We start from the raw sequence: 18,382 nt of genomic DNA on the forward strand, positions 1-18,382 counted from the left end.
CCGGCACCATGGCGGTGCCTGTGATGGCGCAAACGTAGCAGCCCAAGGGCGGCCTGCGTAAGTGCCATGACAGCGGAAATGGCTGATTTATCTAAAGAATTAAGTTGCAGTCGCAACCAGCACAACTGTACTGCGACGCTATCAGCGCCTTTGCAGCCTGAGCAGCAGATCCCGCAGTGGCGTCAGCGCTGTCAGCATGCCGATCAGTACTCCGCTGGCGTTGGCAAGCGCATCCATCGGGTCAGCCATGCGATTGGCCGTCAACGCGCCTTGCGCCCATTCGATACCCACGCCCATCGCCACCAGGCCGGCAGCAACCCAGCACAGCGCGCGACGGCTGCCGAACAACTGCACCGCGCTCGCCGACAGCGCGAAGTACGCCAGCATATGTTCGACCTTGTCGCTGTTCTGCGGCAGGTTCATTTCGGGCAGCGGAATCAGGCAGACCACGATCACCGTCAGCACCGCCGCACACCACAGGCCCAACCAGAATCCCTGATGACGCAGCGGCTTCAGCGTCGTGCTTACAGCCGCCACGTCAGGTCACCAAGCAGGAAGGCAGCCGACATATCCACGTCACGGCTGAAGCCCATCACCTGGAAACGCTCGCCCATTTCGGTCGGCAAGGTCAGTCGCTTGAGCTGATCACGCAGGCGTATCTGCCCCACTTCATCAGTGCGCTCCTCGGCCTGCAGCAGCAGATCGGTGATGCCGTTGCCAAGCAGGAAGTTGGCCTGGTTGCTGTAACCAGCGAGGTCGAAACCGGCATTGGTACCGGCTTCAGCCAGCGCGGTGAAATCCACCGATGCGGTGATGTCCTGCAGGCCGGGCCACAGGAATACGTCGTTGTGCACGCGGTGCCGGTAGAACGCACGCATCGTGCCGTCGGTGCGGTCGTGCTGGTAGAACTCGCTGCGCGAATAACCGTAGTCGACGAACAGCATCGCGCCACGCTGCATGCCACCGGCCACGGCCTGGATCCAGTACGGCAGCTGCGGTAGCACTTCGGAACGGTAACCGTGCGCGAATGGGCGCTCCAGGTAGCGCTCAACGTGCCGCACCGCACCCAGCATCAGTTGGTCGGCCGGTTGCGCCCCGCGCACGAAGCGACCTTCGCCGTCGAGCTCCACGGTCTCTTCATAGATCTCGCCTTCGTCGGCGAGGAAGCGCGGCGTCGGCAGCGCATCGATCACTTCGTTGGCGAACAGCACGCCGTCCCAATCATCGTCGAACGGCCGGTCCAGCCACTCGACCAGCGCGAACACCGGCGGAATCAGTGCGCGCTCAAGGCGTTCGCGCTGGCGCTCGCGCAGGTCGGCGCTGGGCTCGAGAATCGCGTAGCGCTCCGGCAGCGCATCCAGTTCCAGCAAACGCTTGAGCATGATCTCGGCGAATGCACCGCTGCCGCCGCCCAGTTCCAGCATGCGTGCCTGCGGACCGAGCTGGTTCAGTACCGGCGCCACCGCATTGGCGGTGGTGGCGGCAAACAGCGCGCCGATCTCGGGCGAGGTGACGAAGTCACCGGCCGCACCAAACTTGCTCGCCCCTGCGCTGTAATAGCCCCAACCCGGCGCATACAGTGCCAGCTCCATGAAGCGCGAGAATGGCACCGCACCACCTTGGGCAAGAATCTCCGCACGCAGGTGCGCGGCCAGCTGCTCGCTGTGGGCGAGCGCGTCTGAATCGGGGGTTGGCAGGTCGGAATGCATGATGCGGCGGTTTGCGAGGACAATGCACAGGATAGCTGAGTAAGGAAATCCCAGATGACAGAATCCCAACGGGTGGCCCTGGTCACCGGCAGCGCGCGCCGTATCGGCGCCGGCATTGCCCGTCACCTGCATGCCCATGGCTACCGCATCGCCCTGCATGCGCACCAATCCAGCGAGGAGCTGCAGTCACTGGCCTTCGACCTGGAGAGCGAGCGCGCGGGCAGCGTACTGGCGCTGGAGGCCGATCTGCGCGACGTGGCCGCCCTGCCCGACCTGGTGGAACAGGCGGTCAGCCACTTCGGCCGGTTGGATGCGCTGGTCAACAATGCCTCCAACTTTTTCCCGACCCCGTTCGGGCAGGTGCAGCCGGAGCAATGGGATGAACTGTTCGCGGTGAATACGCGGGCGCCGTTCTTCCTCGCACAGGCCGCCGCCCCGCACCTGATCAAGCAGCGCGGCGCCATCGTCAACCTGACCGACCTGCACGCCACCCAGCCGCTGCGTGAGCACCCTGCCTACAGCTCGGCCAAGGCCGCGCTGGAGATGGTGACTCGTTCCCTGGCGCTGGAGCTGGCCCCGCATGTACGGGTCAATGCCATTGCCCCCGGCGCCATCCTCTGGCCCGAACAGGGCAAGAGCGAGGCGGCCAAGCAGAAACTGATGGAGCGCACCCCGCTGGACCGCCTGGGCACCCCGCACGAGATCGCCTCGGCGGTGCGCTGGCTGCTGGACGACGCCGGCTACATCACCGGCCAGACCCTGCGCCTGGACGGCGGCCGCCTGCTGACCTGAACCCCGCATGCGCCACCTGTAGTGCCGAGCCATGCTCGGCAGGGGCTTTACGAGCGAAAAGCCGCCCTCACCCCAACCCCTCTCCCGCAAGCGGGAGAGGGGCTCAAGAAATCCTGGCTGCCCAGACAACGCTATTGCCGAGCATGGCTCGGCACTACCGGTGAAGCCTTACAACTCCACCGTATCGAACGTCTGCCCATATTGCGGGTGCTGCTGCCACATCTGCTGCAGGCTCAAGCCGCGCACAGGATCAACAAATTCCGGGGCGATATCCGCCAGCGGCTTGAGCACAAAGGCGTGCTTCAACTCCGGGCGCGGGATACGCAGATGGCCGGGGCCTTCCACCACCAGGTCGCCGTAATACACCACGTCGATATCCAGGGTACGGTCGCTGAAACGCGGGCCGGAACGGTCACGCCCATGCGCGTCTTCCACCGCATGCAGCCAATCGTCCAACTCGCCCAGCGGCAGGTCGGTGTCCAGCATCACTGCGTTATTGAGGAAGTCCGGGCCGTCGAAACCCACTGCCGGGGTGCGATATGCCGGTGAGACGCTGATCGTGCCGAAACGTTCGCGCAACACGGCAACGGCCGCTTGCAGGTAGTGCTGCGGTTGCAGGTTGCTGCCCAGGCTGAGGAGCACGGTGGTCATGAGTTGGTTTGCCTGCAGGCCCACCCGCGCCACGATGGGCGAGCTTGAGCACTGCATCGTAGGAGGGGGCGCACATCATAGGCCAGCCATTGCCAACCCGCATATGCCGTCTGTGTTGCCTTCAGCCCACACCCAGCGCGTCGGCGACCGCGCGGAACACCCGCTGCATCTCCAAGGGCTTGGGCAACACATGCACGCTGATACCCGACGGTGCCTCGCCATCGGCGAAGGCCGGCGCATTGGCATCCTCCAGCACGATCGCCGGGCCGCGATAGCCCATCGCCTGCATCTCCGCCAGCAGCTGGCCGGCCGACAACAGTGGAATGCCGCTGTCCACCAACACCACGTCCGGCAAGCCCGCCTCCTGCAGGTGCCGCATCGCCACCGCACCATCGCTGGCCAAGCGCATGCGATAGCCCTGGCTGGACAAGGCATTGCCCAGCAGCGACAAACGGGTGGCCTCGTCATCCACCACCAGCAGGCGCTCACCATGGCCGACGCGGGTTCTTTCCAGCGGCTCGGCATCCTCGTTGCCGCTGCTCTCGCACATGGGCAGCAGCAGTTCGAAGGTGGTGCCCTCGCCCAGCTGGCTCTGCACCTGGATCTGCCCGCCTATGCTCTCGACGATGCGGTGACAGGACACCAGGCCCAGCCCGGTGCCTTCGGTCTTGGTCGTGAAAAAGGGCGTGAACAAACGCTGCACCGTGGCCGCATCCATGCCGATGCCATCGTCGCTGACGCGGATGCGCACCTTGTCTTCCTCACCCGTTACCCGCTCGGCAACCAGGCTCAAGCTGCCGCCGTCGGGCATTGCCTGGATGGCGTTGAGCGCAAGATTCAACAAGACCTGCTGCAGTTCGGTGTAATTGGCCTCGACCGCCATGCGGTCGTCGGACACCTCCAGATGCAGCTCGGCATTGCGCGGCAAGCTGCTCTTGAGCAGCATGCCCACGGCCTGGAACAGGCGCTGCAGCACGATGCGTTCGCTCGGCTGGCGCGAGCCGCGCACGAAGGACAGCATCGAATCGACCATTTCGTGTCCGCGGCGACCGCACTCGGCGATGACATCGGCCAGGCGGATGATCTTGGGATCGTCACTGCGGTCGCGGATCAGGTCCGGAATGATCAGCAGCGGCTGCAGGATATTGCGCAGGTCATGGCTGAGTCCGGCGGCAAGCAAGGCCAGGCTTTCCAGGCGTTGCGCACGCATCAGTTCATCTTCCACCCGCAGCCGCTCACGCTCACTGCGGGTCTCGCGTACCAACCGCGCCACCGCCGACGGCAGGCGCGCCGGCTGGTGCTTGATGATGTAGTCGTTGGCGCCGTGTTGCAGCGCCTCTACCGCAGTCTCCTCACCCATCGTGCCGGAGACGAAGATGAACGGAACACTGGGGTGCAGCTCACGCAGGATGTGCAGCGCGAAGTAGCCGGAAAACCCGGGCATGCTGAGGTCCGACAGCACGATGTCCGGCATCCATTCGGTCAGCGCCGCGCGCATTGCCGGCTCACTGTCGACACGTTCGAACGTGATCTCCAGCCCAGCCTCAAGCAACTGGTCAACGACCAGCTCGGCATCTTCCGGCGAATCCTCCACCAGCAGGATTCGCAACGGCCCCAATGGCGCTCCCTTGTTCGGCATCTGTGCTTACTCGTGCTCCGGCGCTTGGTTGATCAAGGCCCAGAAGGTGCCGATCGTCCGCACCGCCTGGAAGAACTGGTCGATGTCCACCGGCTTGACCACATAGGCGTTGACGCCCAGGTCCCAGCTGCGGGCCAGGTCGCTCTCTTCGCGCGAGGAGGACAGGATCACCACCGGCAGGCGCTTGAGCTCCTCGTCGGCGCGGATCAGCCGCAGCACTTCCAAACCGTCCATGCGCGGCATCTTGATATCCAGCAGCAGCACGGCCGGCAGGCCTTCCTCACGCTGGGCAAAGGCGCCGCGCCGGAGCAGGAAGTCCATGGCCTCGACCCCGTCCTCCACGTGCACGATGGGATTGGCCAGGGAGGCATCACGCAGCGCGTCGATGGCCATTTCGGCATCGGCTTGGCTGTCTTCGGCGAGCAGGATGGTGCGCAGGGGACTCATTCCACGGTGTCCTTGTTGGATGCTTCGGTAGCGGTTGCCTGGGGGAGAACAAAACTGAAAGTTGCGCCTTTGTCCACCTGTGCATCGGCCCAGATGCGGCCGCCATGGCGGGTAAGCACCCGTCGCACGCTGGCCAGGCCAATACCGGTGCCTGGATATTCCGACGCCTTGTGCAGGCGCTGGAACACGCCAAACAGCTTGGAGGCGTATTGCATGTCGAAGCCGGCGCCGTTGTCGATGACGCTGAACTGGTGGCTGCCATCCGGCAGCTGCTTGGCGCTGATCTCGATCACCGCCTTGTCGCGGGCGGCAGTGTACTTGACCGCGTTGCCAAGCAGGTTCAGCCAGACCTGTCGCAACATGTTCTCGTCACCGATCAGCGTAGGCAGCCTGCCGATCTTCCATTCCACCTCGCGCACCTTCCCGTCCGCGCCGGCTTCGTTCTTCAGGTTGGAGTCGAGCAGTGCGCGGGTATCGGCCACCAGCGACTGCATGTCCACACGCTGCAGGCGCATTGCCCCACGCCCCAGGCGCGAGTAAACCAGCAGGTCATCGATCAGGGCAGCCATCAGCTGCGCCGAGCTGCTGATCACGTTGAGGTAGTGCTGTGTCTTGTCGTCTATGGTATCGCCAAGATGGCGGCCCAATTTGTCGGAAAAGCCCGCGACATGTCGCAATGGTGCACGCAGGTCGTGGGAGACGGAATAACTGAAGGCTTCCAGCTCACGGTTGACGTCAGCCATCTGCTCGACCTTGCCTTCGAGCTGGTGGTTGAGTTCCTCCACGTGCTGTTGCACGGCACGCTGTACGGTAACGTCGCTGATCGTCATCAGCACCACGTCATCTTCGACGTCAGGCAAGGCCATGCGCCGGGCATTGATCAGCATGGTGCGGTTGAGGCCATCCACGCTGCGCTGCTGGTGTTCGAAATCCCATAACTCGCGCCCGCGCAGCAATACATCCGCCAGGCGCTGGCGTACCAACGGGTCGTCCCATGCGCCATCGCCGATGTCCTGCAGCTGGCGCATGCTGATATCGGCATCCTCAACGCCATACAGTTCAGTGAACGCGGCGTTGTGCAGTACCACCCGCAATTGACTGTCGAGCAGCACGATGGGCTCACGCACGGTCTGCAGCACCGCCGCGGCACGGGCGCTGGCCTTGCTCAGGCGCAGCTCGACATCGGCGCGGCCGCCAATCTGCCGCTTCAGCAGCCACAGCACCAGGCCCAGCAACAACAGCTGCACCACCAGTGCAGTCCAGGTCACCATCGACGCCAGCTGCTGCTGGTTTCTTGCCTTGGCGGCGCGCTTCACCAACAGCACGTCCTCGTGTTCCTGCAGCTCCTGCACCAGCTGTCGGATCGGGTACTGGAAGGTCATTTCCTCGATCAGCTCGCGCTGCCGCGGCGAATCGCTGCTGTCGGCAATCTCCCTGGCCAGCGCCATGCGCCGCTCCAGCATCGATTCCATCTTGCCGATGCGCACCAGCTGTTCAGGGCTGTCGCTGACCAGTAGTGCCAGCTCGCGGAGATTGAGGTTGATGCGGTCGGCCATCTGCAGCCGTTCCTGCAGTGCCGGCGACTCGATGCCCTTGGACAGGGTCAACGCTGCCGACTCCACGTCGCGGATGTCGGCCTGCAGGTTGTACAGGCGCGCGCCCACCGCCTGGGTGTGCGCAACCCAGTTGGCGGCGTTGATGCTGTCGGCAGCCAGCCGCTGCAGGGTCAAGGCCGGCACCACGATGATCAACAACGCAGCCAGGCCCAACCCATACAGGCGCCAGCGGCTCCAGTCATCGTCGGTCAATCGTGTCGCCATCCCTTCCCCTGCGTGCTGACGGACCGGCGCGTGACGCGACGGCCCGGAGTTCGTCGACCGTGTCGACCCGGGGTCAAACGATGGCAGCGTGACCAGCACGACAGCATCGCTGACTGTCGGCCAAGGATTGCACGAATACGTGTACCCGTGCACTCCCTATTAACAAGACCTGTGCGCGTCAGCGCGTGCGCGGCGGAAAGCTTCAGCTCGAGCTGCCTGCTGGCTTGATCGCATGCCCACCAAATTCATTGCGCATCGCCGCCAGCATGCGGTCGCTGAATGAATTGGACTGGCGCGAGCGCAGCCGCTCCAGCAACGACAAGGTGATCACCGGCGCAGGCACATCCAGTTCGATGGCCTCGGCCACGGTCCAGCGGCCTTCACCGGAATCTTCCACGTACGGTGCGATGCCATCCAGGGCCGGATTCGCCTGCAGCGCGTCGGCACTGAGATCCAGCAACCACGAGCGCACCACGCTGCCATGCCGCCAGACTTCGGCCACCTTGGCCAGGTCCAGGTCGAACTCGGCCTTCTTCTCCATCAGCGCGAAGCCCTCGGCATAGGCCTGCATCATTCCGTACTCGATGCCGTTATGGACCATCTTGCTGAAATGGCCCGCACCAACCGGTCCAACATGGGCCCAGCCACGGTCAACTGCCGGTGCCAGTGCCTTGAACAGCGGCGACAAGCGCGCCACCACCTCGGCCTCACCGCCGATCATCAGGCAGTAGCCGTCCTGCAGCCCCCACACGCCACCGCTGGTGCCGCAATCCACGAATGCGACCCCGGCCTCGGCACAGCGTGCAGCACGCTGCTGCGACTGCTTGTACCAGGAGTTGCCGCCGTCGATCACCACGTCACCGGCTGACAGCAGCGGCAGCAGGCTGTCCAGCGTGGCATCAACCACCTTGGACGGCACCATCAACCACAACGCACGCGGTGCCGGCAGCGCCTGCACCAAGGCCGACAATGCCTCCACCGTGGCGATACCGTGCCCGGCGACCTGCGCCCGCGCGTGCTCGCCCGGATCAAATCCGGTGACGGCAATCCCCGCACGCTGCAGACGCTGCGCCATGTTGGCGCCCATGCGGCCCAGGCCGATCATTCCCAATTCCATGTTGAAGCTCCTCCGACGGTAGTGACTATCCTGCTGCGCAAGCCTGCAAACGGGCCTGCAACCAGCGTTGGTAAATGGTGGTGTGCAGGTTGTGCAGCACCAGCTCGATGACAAACGGCGTACGTGGATTGCGGTCCAGCAGGCGCGCGATGTGATACCCGAGCGGACGCACGCCCTGGCGGTGCACGTACAGCATCAGCTCGCGGTACACCGGATCGGCCAGCACCGCATCCATCTGTGCCAGCACCGCCTGCTGCGGCGCTGGCAAGGCCGCACGCAAGCTTGCGTCACGCTCATACAGCAGCCGCTCGAAGCGCCGCCAACCGCTGCCTGGCAACTGCTGGGCCAACGTCCACAACTTCTTGTTGAGTGCATCGTAATGGACAAAGCCGCCATGCCGCGCCAAGGCCTCGGCCGCCGCCGCGCTGACATCGGTGATGACGAAGTTCTCTGCCTGGTTGTTGATGTCATCCAGGTACGCAGCATCGAAAGCATGCACGATGTAACCCGGCGCGCCCATGAATGCCTGCCGGCCCAGCGCGGAAGTCCGCACCGCCTTGCCGTCACCGAACAACTCACCTGCGCCGCTGCCCAGCAGGATGCTCTGGGTGTGATGCAGGCCCAGGAAGGTGCCGATCGACAATTCGCCGGAACTGAACGCGGCATCGAAGGCAGCATCACCGAACAACTCACGAAACGTCGCCAGCTGCGCCACCTGCCGCCCTACCCCGCACTCGGAACGCACCCGGCCGGAGTAGAAGGCTTCCATGGCAACTGAATTGCTTGCCTGCGGTGCATAACCGCGACCAAAGCTGCGGAACCGCTGCCAGCCCTGCGCGCGGGCGCCGCGCGCACCAAACCCTATCCAGCCCAGCTGCAACGCTGAGAAGCGATAGCCCGGGTTGTCCTGCAAACGCGAGCTGGCGGTACGCGCCGCATCCCCAAGTTTGAAGGCGTAGGCGCAGATACTCGCCGGCTGCTGCAATACCTGCCCGGCCAACTGCTCGCGTTGTGCGGTGCTGTAGCCGCGTGGCACCTGCAGGCGCAGGTCACCCAGCGCCTGTGCTTCGGCCAGCGAAGCGCGTCCGCAGGGATCACCGCCTGTGATCTGCGGCGTAGACGCTTCACCCTGTTCCAGTTGCCAGCCCAACTCCTTCAGCACAGCCATATTGCAGCCCGCTTCAGCCAGCAGCGGCACCGGCACCGCCAACGCCAACGCCAACGCACACAACAACAAGGTCCATCGGCCAGCCCGCTGGGTTGCGTGCCAGCCAAACCTCATCGTGCCGGTTCCAGCGGAACCGGCGGTGCCGCCTGCTCCACGTAGTACTGCAGGCGGCCGAAGAAATTGCGGTAGAACTGCGCGTCCTGCACGGTGCTGCTGGCAACCCGCACCAGCGAGTCGTCGTTGCTGCCGAACGGCAGCGACACCGAACCCAGCGCACCGACGCCGACGCTGGCCGAGGTGGGCGACTTCTTCAGCGCGTAACGGTCCTGCACCGCACTGACGAACACCTGCGCCTTGCCTGCACCCTGCGCCGCGCAGGACACCCGCAGCACCAGTTGCTCGTGTACCTCGTCCTTGGGCTGGAAGTTCTTGTTGCCTTCCACATTGCTGGCATCGGCGCGGGTGATCGCATAGCCCTGGCCGAGCAGTGCGCGGCGGGCAGCTTCGCAGGCCTGTGCCGGTGCAGCATCGATGCTGCGCGTATAGGTGTCGCCGGAATCGAAGGATTCGCGCAGCAGGGTGCTGTCGGCGGCTTTGCCGCCGCAACCAGCCAGCAGCAGGCTCACGCCACTCAGCGCATGCAGCAGATGTCGGCGCATGGGCACCTCCACAGTCAGCGTAGGCCCACAGCATAACGCCGCCAACGTAGGGCTACGTTGACGGCGTTGAATGCGTGCACAAGCTGTTGTCGCTGCGCTCAGCCCGGCTGTGCGCTGCGCGGTGTCAGTCGGCCCAGCGGCCCGGGCCGGTGGACTGCGGCAGCACCTGTGCCGACAGCGGACGGTCCTTTTCCAGCACGTTGAGGGCGTCGGCGAGGATCGATGCCGATTCCTTCAATAGCGGATCCGGACGCTTCTCGGCAGCCTTCTCGCGGGCGGCATCCTTGACGATGTCGCGCTCGTTGCCGGTCAGGCCGTCGTCGTTGCTGTCCTCGGCCAGCGGATCCAGCGGCAGGCCCAGGTCCTTGCGGATCTGCTGGCGCTGCTTGCGCTGTGCTTCCTGCTTGTCACGCTCGGTGCGGCGCTCGGCCTCATTGAGCGAGACGTACTTCTTGGCAGCCTCGGTGCGGAACTGCTGCACGTCCTCTTCCCACCACTGGAACTCACGGTCGGCGCGGATGCGCGTGGCGTGCAGGGTTTCCAGACGCGGCACGATCGGTGCGAAGTTGCCGTACTGGGTGTGCGGCACGGCAGCGATGCGGGTCCACGGCAACGCGTTGTCGTAGGTGCTCTCGCCAAACTCGCTGGCATCGACGCTGGCCGGGAAGGCCAGGTCCGGCACCACACCCTTGTGCTGGGTGCTGGAGCCGCTGACGCGGAAGAACTGGGCGATGGTCAGCTTGACCTGGCCAAAGCGTTCCTTCTCGCTGGCCGGCCAACGGTCCAACGGAACCACGTTCTGCACGGTGCCCTTGCCGAAGGTGGTTTCACCGATCACCAGGCCACGACCGTAGTCCTGGATGGCGCCAGCGAAAATCTCCGAGGCCGAGGCCGAACCACGGTTGATCAGCACTGCCAGTGGACCGTCCCAGGCCACGGCCGGGTTGCGGTCGCTGTTGACGGTGACACGGCCGCCGGACTCACGCACCTGCACCACCGGGCCCTGCTCGATGAACAGACCGGTCAACTCGATGGCTTCGTCCAGCGAACCGCCACCGTTGTTGCGCAGGTCCAGCACCACGCCGTCGATCTTGTCGGCCTTGAAGCCGGCCAGCAGCTTGGCCACGTCGCGGGTGGCGGAGGCGTAGTCGGCGGCATTGCGGCGACGGCCTTCGAAGTCCTGGTAGAAGGTCGGCAGCTTGACCACACCGATGCGGCGCTCCTGCTCGCCACCGACGCCCGGGATGGTCATGGTCTCGCCCTTGGCGGCCTGCTCGGACAGGCGGATCTTCTGCCGGGTCAGGGTCAGCATGCGGTGCTTGCCGTCCACGCCTTCGGCGGCCGGGATGTACTCCAGGCGCACCTGGGTGTCCTTGGCGCCACGGATCTTGCCGACCACATCATCGATGCGCCAGCCGATCACGTCCTCGACCGGACCGGAACGGCCCTGGCCAACGCCGACGATGCGATCACCGGCCTTGAGCGTGCCGTCCATCGCCACCGGGCCACCCGGCACGACTTCACGGATTACCACCATGTCGTCCTGGCGCTGCAGCTGGGCACCAATGCCCTCCAGCGACAGCGACATGGCCTGGTTGAAGTTCTCGGCCGTGCGCGGGGTGAAGTAATCGGTGTGCGGGTCGACGGCACTGGTGTAGGCGTTCATGTAGAACGAGAACACGTCCTCGCCCTTCAGCTCATTGATGGTCTTGAGCAGCGTGTCGTAACGCTTGTCCAGGGTCTTGCGGATGTCGGCGGCCGGCTTGCCGGCCAGCTTCAGCCGCAGCCAGTCGTTCTTGACCGACTTGCGCCACAGCTCGTCCAGCTCGGTGCTGGTCGCCCACGGCACGTCCTTGCGGTCGTAGTTGAAGCGTTCTTCAACGGTGAAATCCGGCTCCTGGCGCAGCAGGCGGCGGGCATAGGCCACGCGCTCACTAACACGCTGGCGGTACACCGCGAACACCTGGTAGGCAGGGTCCAATTCGCCGGAACGGATGGCATCGCCGGTCCGCGCGGCCAAGGGCGCGAAACGATCCACGTCCTCCTTGGTGAAGAACTGTTTGCCGCTGTCCAGCGACTCCAGGTAACGCTTGAACACGTCCTGCGAGGTCGCCGCGTCCAGCTGGCGCGGGCGGTAGGCGTAACGGCTGTCCGAAAGCAGGCCGTAGACCAGCTTGGAGGTGGTGGCCTGGTCGAGTGTCGCTGCCGAGGGCAAGGCCGAATCGGCGCGCGCCAGCAAGGCGGCGGGAGCGGTCAGCGCGAAGGCCAGCAGGAAAACGGGAACTCGGTAGTTCATCAAAGTACTCGTGGCACCGAATGTTGTGGGGAGACTGCGGGCAAGTACGACATGCCGACAGTGCCGAAAGTTTCGGCACTTGTCACCTTGCTCAGCTCCAGAGTAATCGCCGGCCCGTAGCAGTTTGTGAATCGCTGCGGTGGCGCCACTCGAATTGACGCGATCCCGGCTGCGGCGAAGGGCCGCAGCGGGATGTCAGGCTGTTGTTCAGACAGCGACGCCGGCACCAGCGGCCTGCTGGTCGGCATGGTAGGACGAACGCACCATCGGGCCGGAGGCGACGTGGGTGAAGCCCAGCTCGTAGCCGTAGTCCTCGAACGCCTTGTATTCCTCGGGCGTCCAGTAACGCAGCACCGGGTGGTGGTGGGCGGTCGGCTGCAGGTACTGGCCGATGGTCACCATTTCCACGTCGTGTGCGCGCAGGTCACGCAGGGTCGCCTGCACCTGCTCGAAGGTCTCGCCCAGGCCGAGCATGATGCCGGACTTGGTCGGCACGTTCGGGTGCTGTGCCTTGAAGTTCTTCAACAGGGTCAGCGACCACTGGTAATCCGCGCCCGGACGCACGTTGCGGTACAGGTCCGGCACGGTTTCGATGTTGTGGTTGAACACGTCCGGCGGGTTCTGCGCGAGGATTTCCAGCGCGCGCTCCATGCGGCCCTTGCCACGGAAGTCCGGGGTCAGCACTTCGATGCGGGTGCCGGGCGACTTGGCGCGGATGGCGCTGATGCAATCGACGAAGTGCTGGGCACCGCCGTCACGCAGGTCATCGCGGTCGACGCTGGTCACCACCACGTACTTCAGGCCCATGTCGGCCACGGTCTGGCCGAGGCTGGCCGGTTCGTTGGCATCCGGCGGCTTGGGCCGGCCGTGGGCAACGTCGCAGAACGAGCAGCGGCGGGTGCAGACTTCACCGAGGATCATGAAGGTCGCGGTGCCATGGCCGAAGCACTCGTGGATGTTCGGGCAGCTGGCTTCCTCGCACACCGTCACCAGGCGGTTCTCACGCAGCTTGGCCTTGAGGTTGGCCACGGCATTGCCCGAAGGAATGCGCACGCGGATCCACGAAGGCTTGCGCAGCACCGGCGCGTCGGCGAACTGCACCGGCGAGCGGTTGATCTTGTCACCGCCAAGCTGTTTGACACCGGCCTGCAACGGCGCGGACGGAATGTCGCCCTGCACGACCTGCAGGGGGATGGAGCGCGTGGTGGTTTCAGTCATGGCGTTATCAGCGGTCTCAGAGCCGCGTAGTCAGATCGGGCAGTTCGGGCGTCGGCTGCAAGGCCAGGCCGAACTGCTGGGCCAGATGGGACAGCAGCACCGACTTGACCGCTTCGATGCCCGAAGGACCGCCCAAGTCTAGCACCGAGGTCACCTGCATCCCGGCGTAACCGCAGGGGTTGATGCGGTGGAAGGGTTCCAGGTCCAGCGACACATTGAACGCCAGCCCGTGGAAACTGCAGCCGCGGCGCACGCGGATGCCGAGCGCGGCGATCTTGGCGCCGCCGACGTAGACACCGGGCGCGCCGTCCATGCGTTCAGCACCGATGTTCCATTCATCCAGCGTATCGATGATGGCCTGCTCGATCCGGCACACGTAATCACGCACACCGATGCCGAGCCGGCGCAGGTCCAGCAGCGGATAGACCACGATCTGCCCCGGCCCGTGATAGGTCACCTGGCCGCCACGGTCCACATGCAGCACCGGGATATCACCGGCCGCGAGCACGTGCTCGGGCTTGCCGGCCTGGCCCAGGGTGAACACCGGGTCATGCTCGACCACCCACAGTTCATCGGCGGTGGCGTCGCCACGGCTATCGGTGAACTGCTGCATGGCGTGCCAGACGGGCTCATAGCCCTGCCGGCCAAGATCGCGCAGCACTGCCGGACGCAGCGCCTTGCGCGGCGTCTCCACAGCACAGGTGGTTACAGCGTCCACTTCACTTCCGGATGCTCACGCATCGCCGTGTGGGCGGCGTCGTACTGCTCACGGCTGTCGGCCTTGAAGGCGATGCGCACCGAGACGTACTTGCCGTTGGAGGACTGTTTCCAGCTGATGCGCTCTTCCAGCACCTCGATACCGGCGCTTTGCAGCAGCTTGGGCAGCTCCGCCTCCAGACCGATGTTGGCCGCGCCCATGGCGCTGAGCTCAAAGGTGCCGGGGAACTGGAAGCCGTGTTCAGGGTTGTCGGACTTGATTTCCATGCCGCCATTATCGGGGCGAACGCCCACAAACCCAAGGCCACAGCCGAATTACAGCCTTCTACAGGCGCACGGTAGTGCCGAGCCATGCTCGGCAGAGGCTTTACCAGCAAAACCCATCTGTAGTGCCGAGCTATGCTCGGCAGAGGCTTTACCGGCAAAACCCATCTGTAGTGCCGAGCCATGCTCGGCAGAGGCTTTACCGGCAAAACCCATCTGTAGTGCCGAGCCATGCTCGGCAGAAGCTTTACCGGGCAAGCCCCTGCCGAGCATGGCTCGGCACTACAGCCCGGCAGAAACCAGAAAGGCCGCTTGCGCGGCCCTTCTGCGGGATAAACCCGGAACTTACTTGGACAGCTGCAGCAGGGTGGACGACACCCAACCGCGGTTACCCAGCTCGTCCTCGACTTCCCACATCACGCCTTCCTTGGTGCCGGTCGGGTACAGCATCATGCCGGCGTCCAGGGTGCGGACCGGTGCGCCGGTACCGCGCGCGTTGGCCAGCAGGCGACCTGCACGGGTCACCGTCACGGCCTGCTGTGCATTCGCGGCAGAAGCGTTGTCCGGCAGACCGCCCAGCTGGGCGATGATGTCGGTATAGGCCTGCAGGTAGGCCATGGTGATTACCTGGCCGATTTCGGTGTTGGCATAACCGCCAACGCCGGCTGCGCCCAGGCCGCTGCCGCCGAACAGGCCGCCGCCAGCACCGAAGCCCATGTCGCTCTTGCGGGCCGAACCCTCAGAGATGGCGACCTGCTCCGACGAACGCACGTCGGTCACGGTCAGCACCACGTCAGCGGTCTTGCTGGTGAAGTTCAAGCCACCCACCAGTGCACCGGCACGGCCACCGATCAGGCCGCCGAGCAGGCCACCAATGGCATTGCCACCGGCGTTGCTGTTCTGCGAGACCAGATCCGGAATCATCACGTAGTCAGCGGCCTTGATCTGGCCCTTGCCGACGTTGGAACGACCACGCAGGTCGCCGCTGGCTGCCAGTTCACGCTCGAACTGACCTGCGGCCATACCGGCGCCACGGTCGACCAGGGTGAAGCAGCGCGAACGGCTGACGAAGGCCTTGATCAGGCGCGACGGCGCCGGCAGCTGCTGGCCGGTCCACCAGTTGGTGGAGTCTTCCGGTTCGATCACCGACAAGGTACCGATCGGGCGCTGGCAGGTCGGGATCTGCGCGGCAGCCTGCTGGCGCTGTTGCTGCGCCTGGGTGCCCTTGGCCTTGAATGCAGCATGGGCCGGCTGGCTGCTGACAGCCGCAGCAATACCCAGAGTGATGACCGCTGCGGTGAGCGGCGAAAAAACGTTACGCATCTGATACTTCCCCATTAACCTGCACCTTACGAGGTGCGTTCCATTGGCTTAGAGACCTTGCGGTAAGACTCTGTCCCTGATGTTACCTAGCAGACGAGCACGGTCCGGTCCGCCGGAATCCTAACCCAGACCGGCGTCAGGATGCATGACGTTTTTTGTGAGGCGGCTCCCTTTATGGGGACTGAAGCCGCCCCTGCATCGGCATATCTGCCTGCAAAAAGGCGCTCAGGCGACCTTGGTCGGCACCGTTTCATTGCTACTGGCAATGCGCAAACCATTCTGCCGTGCCAGCCACCAGGGGCTTCTTTAGCGCAAAGAACCCCTACACATGCCCATTCAGGCCCGCCCAGGGAGGCGCACACCGCCGGCGAGGCACAGGGCCATGGACAAGCACCGGAAGCCGCGCCGGCTTTCGACTGAAGACAGGACTGGAGGCATGAACGCCAACGATGACGCCGTCCTGTCTGTATGACAGCGCGTCATCGCAGCGCATGCCCACCAACAACCTGCCATCCCAACGCTGACTGTCTCACCTGGGAAAACCTCCATCCCGCCAGACCGGTGAAAGCCAGGCGTGGAAAGCGGCGACAATGACGAGCGCAGTTGAACGCACCGCGCGCGTATCCGAAGCCCCCCCAGCGAAGATCCCGCACCTGGTCTGGTGCGCGCAAACGCCCACGAAAAGCCACCGTCACACCCACAACAATCTGTCCGCTCGATAGCGATATGCCGACCTGTAACGGATCACTAAGCTGCATGTCACTCTGCCGGCGAGGAGTCCGTACATGAAAAGAGGCACCCGACTGCTGTTGCTGATGGCAGGCAGCCTTGCAATCACCCCCGCCTGGGCAGCGCAACAGTGCGCACAAAGTGCCCTGAGCGATCATCCGCCTGCGATCAATTTCCGCGTCGACAACGACTTGCTCGGTGGCGCACAGCAGGACCAGGGATACACCAATGGCGCGATGTTCACGCTGGTCTCGCCAAACCTGCAGGATTACACCGACGACCCCTGCCTGCCGCGCCTCGCGCGTTGGATGAACGGTCACCTGGAGCGCCTGCATCCCGGCGAATTCCAACAGCAGAACATGATTTTCAGCTTCGGCCAGGGCTTGTACACGCCGACCGACAGCACCCGCAGCGACCTGATCGAAGATGACCGTCCGTATGCGGCGGTGTTGATGGTCAACTTCGGCTACAACGCGCGTAACGGCAACCACCTGCGCACCACCCAGTTGGCACTGGGAATGATTGGCCCATCCGCGCAGGGAAAGCAGGTGCAGGACGCTGTGCACAGCGTTCTTGGCGACGAGAAATTCATGGGCTGGGATAACCAGTTGCACGACGAACCGGTGTTCAAGCTTCTGCATGAGCGCATGCAACGCTGGCCTGCCGACGGCAATGCTGGAGGTTGGGGTTGGGATGCGATCAGCCACTGGGGTGGTGCCATCGGCAACCTGGCTACGTACGCGAATGTTGGTGGCGAAGTACGTTTCGGCTGGAAACTGCCTGACGACTTCGGCAGCTCGCCGATGCGTCCGGCCGGCGAAAACACCGCCCCCACCCGCCGCGGCCGCGCCGAAGGCTGGTCCAGCCATCTGTTCCTCACCAGCGATGCGCGTTGGGTAGTGCGCGACATCACCCTGGACGGCAACACCTTCCGCAACAGCCACAGCGTGGACAAGCGCCCGTTTGTAGGCGACATCGGTTATGGCGTTGCAGTGATGCGTGGCAAGTGGAAATTCGCGCTGGCGCGTTACCACCGCACCCGCGAGTTCGACGGGCAGAAAGAGACGCCGGTATTCGGCAGTTTCACCATCAGCCGCACGCTCTGATTGCAGCTGCCGGCGCAGCGCAGTTGCTGCGTTCTGTAGAAAGAGAAAAGCGCAAAAGCGCCCTCACCCCAACCCCTCTCCCGCACGCGGGAGAGGGGCTAGCAATGCGTCGGCTGCCAGTGCACTAGCCCCTCTCCCGCGTGCGGGAGAGGGGTTGGGGTGAGGGCGCTTTTGCTCCGGCTTTTGCTCCGGCTTTTGCTCCGGCTTCGGCTTCGGCTTTTGCTCCGGCTTCGGCTTCGGCTTTTGCTCTTCAGCTTTTGACTTACCGGGTCCCCTTCCGCAGCGACGGAGCTGGCAGACAAGACCCCGAACGGGGCGACGCACATGGATGTGCGTCGTTTTTCGACGAGACATGGATGTCTCGTCGAAAAATCCTGCCAGCGGAGTGGACCCGCGTCGCGTCGCGACGTGGGCGCGTAGGCAGGGTGTGCTTTCTTTGGGCCACCTTTCTTTGCACAAGCAAAGAAAGGTGTGCTCGCGCGCCGAAGGCGGGCGAAAGCCCTTGATCTTGATCTTGATCCTGATCTTGGTTGCGGTTGCGGTTGCGGTTGGAGCAAGAGCAAGAGCAAGAGCTTTCACTCCCCTTCGGGGAGCGAGTTACTTTTCTTTGCTTGTGCAAAGAAAAGATAACCAAAAGAAAGCACACCCTGCCTACGCGCCCACGTCGCTACGCGACGCGGGTTCACTCCGCCAGCGGGATTTTTCGACACGACATCCCTGTCGTGGC

16 protein-coding genes are annotated in these 18,382 nt (G+C 64.3%); 2 read left to right on the plus strand and 14 right to left on the minus strand.

The window, feature by feature from the left end; all coding sequences use genetic code 11:
- Nucleotides 1-141: 141 nt before the first annotated feature.
- Nucleotides 142-537 carry a VanZ family protein gene (locus tag Q5Z11_RS16915; RefSeq protein ID WP_303747472.1) on the minus strand — a complete coding sequence of 132 codons (396 nt, stop codon included), beginning with the start codon at nucleotides 535-537 and terminating at the stop codon, nucleotides 142-144.
- The gene (locus Q5Z11_RS16920) at nucleotides 525-1,709 is read right to left on the minus strand and encodes a class I SAM-dependent methyltransferase (RefSeq protein ID WP_303747473.1); all 1,185 of its coding nucleotides are present in this window, start codon (nucleotides 1,707-1,709) and stop codon (nucleotides 525-527) included. The genes Q5Z11_RS16915 and Q5Z11_RS16920 overlap by 13 nt, the downstream gene beginning before the upstream one ends.
- 54 nt (nucleotides 1,710-1,763) lie before the next feature.
- Here Q5Z11_RS16920 and Q5Z11_RS16925 point away from each other — a divergent pair, with 54 nt between their 5' ends.
- The gene (locus tag Q5Z11_RS16925) at nucleotides 1,764-2,501 is read left to right on the plus strand and encodes a pteridine reductase (protein WP_303747474.1); all 738 of its coding nucleotides are present in this window, start codon (nucleotides 1,764-1,766) and stop codon (nucleotides 2,499-2,501) included.
- 168 nt (nucleotides 2,502-2,669) lie between these two features.
- Here the strand turns inward: Q5Z11_RS16925 and folK are convergent, their stop codons facing one another.
- The 12 genes from folK to Q5Z11_RS16985 all read right to left on the minus strand — a co-directional run bounded on the left by folK (nucleotide 2,670) and on the right by Q5Z11_RS16985 (nucleotide 15,820).
- Entirely contained in the window at nucleotides 2,670-3,152 is a 483-nt protein-coding gene (folK, locus tag Q5Z11_RS16930) for a 2-amino-4-hydroxy-6-hydroxymethyldihydropteridine diphosphokinase (protein ID WP_303747475.1), read from the minus strand.
- A gap of 121 nt (nucleotides 3,153-3,273) precedes the next feature.
- Nucleotides 3,274-4,791: a hybrid sensor histidine kinase/response regulator gene (locus tag Q5Z11_RS16935; RefSeq protein ID WP_303747476.1), complete on the minus strand. Its 1,518-nt coding sequence runs from the start codon at nucleotides 4,789-4,791 to the stop codon at nucleotides 3,274-3,276.
- A 6-nt stretch (nucleotides 4,792-4,797) separates the two neighbouring features.
- Nucleotides 4,798-5,238 carry a response regulator gene (locus tag Q5Z11_RS16940; RefSeq protein WP_303747477.1) on the minus strand — a complete coding sequence of 147 codons (441 nt, stop codon included), beginning with the start codon at nucleotides 5,236-5,238 and terminating at the stop codon, nucleotides 4,798-4,800.
- Nucleotides 5,235-7,058, minus strand: a complete 1,824-nt coding sequence (locus tag Q5Z11_RS16945; protein WP_303747478.1) for a sensor histidine kinase — start codon at nucleotides 7,056-7,058, stop codon at nucleotides 5,235-5,237. Before Q5Z11_RS16945 ends, Q5Z11_RS16940 begins: the two co-directional genes overlap by 4 nt.
- Before the next feature lie 202 nt (nucleotides 7,059-7,260).
- The gene (gene gnd, locus Q5Z11_RS16950; protein WP_303747479.1) at nucleotides 7,261-8,175 is read right to left on the minus strand and encodes a phosphogluconate dehydrogenase (NAD(+)-dependent, decarboxylating); all 915 of its coding nucleotides are present in this window, start codon (nucleotides 8,173-8,175) and stop codon (nucleotides 7,261-7,263) included.
- A gap of 25 nt (nucleotides 8,176-8,200) precedes the next feature.
- Nucleotides 8,201-9,457 (minus strand): hypothetical protein, encoded by a 1,257-nt coding sequence (locus Q5Z11_RS16955; protein WP_405051616.1) that lies wholly within the window; start codon nucleotides 9,455-9,457, stop codon nucleotides 8,201-8,203.
- Nucleotides 9,454-10,002, minus strand: coding sequence for a DUF2242 domain-containing protein (locus Q5Z11_RS16960; RefSeq protein WP_303747480.1), 549 nt, complete (start codon nucleotides 10,000-10,002; stop codon nucleotides 9,454-9,456). The genes Q5Z11_RS16955 and Q5Z11_RS16960 overlap by 4 nt, the downstream gene beginning before the upstream one ends.
- Nucleotides 10,003-10,126: 124 nt before the next feature.
- Nucleotides 10,127-12,298 (minus strand): carboxy terminal-processing peptidase, encoded by a 2,172-nt coding sequence (locus Q5Z11_RS16965; RefSeq protein WP_303747481.1) that lies wholly within the window; start codon nucleotides 12,296-12,298, stop codon nucleotides 10,127-10,129.
- A 207-nt stretch (nucleotides 12,299-12,505) separates the two neighbouring features.
- Nucleotides 12,506-13,516 carry a lipoyl synthase gene (lipA, locus tag Q5Z11_RS16970; protein WP_303747482.1) on the minus strand — a complete coding sequence of 337 codons (1,011 nt, stop codon included), beginning with the start codon at nucleotides 13,514-13,516 and terminating at the stop codon, nucleotides 12,506-12,508.
- 16 nt (nucleotides 13,517-13,532) lie between these two features.
- On the minus strand, nucleotides 13,533-14,234 hold the full coding sequence (gene lipB, locus Q5Z11_RS16975) for a lipoyl(octanoyl) transferase LipB (RefSeq protein WP_303747483.1): 702 nt from the start codon (nucleotides 14,232-14,234) through the stop codon (nucleotides 13,533-13,535).
- Nucleotides 14,222-14,500 (minus strand): DUF493 family protein, encoded by a 279-nt coding sequence (locus Q5Z11_RS16980; protein ID WP_303747484.1) that lies wholly within the window; start codon nucleotides 14,498-14,500, stop codon nucleotides 14,222-14,224. The genes lipB and Q5Z11_RS16980 overlap by 13 nt, the downstream gene beginning before the upstream one ends.
- Before the next feature lie 342 nt (nucleotides 14,501-14,842).
- Complete coding sequence (locus Q5Z11_RS16985) at nucleotides 14,843-15,820, minus strand: CsgG/HfaB family protein (protein WP_303747485.1); 978 nt, start codon at nucleotides 15,818-15,820, stop codon at nucleotides 14,843-14,845.
- A gap of 785 nt (nucleotides 15,821-16,605) precedes the next feature.
- On the opposite strand from Q5Z11_RS16985, the gene Q5Z11_RS16990 reads away from it, so the two are divergent.
- Nucleotides 16,606-17,655: a lipid A deacylase LpxR family protein gene (locus Q5Z11_RS16990; RefSeq protein WP_303747486.1), complete on the plus strand. Its 1,050-nt coding sequence runs from the start codon at nucleotides 16,606-16,608 to the stop codon at nucleotides 17,653-17,655.
- The last annotated feature ends 727 nt before the right edge of the window (nucleotides 17,656-18,382 follow it).

It is taken from the genome of Stenotrophomonas sp. 610A2 (genome assembly GCF_030549615.1).
Lineage (GTDB): Bacteria > Pseudomonadota > Gammaproteobacteria > Xanthomonadales > Xanthomonadaceae > Stenotrophomonas > Stenotrophomonas pigmentata.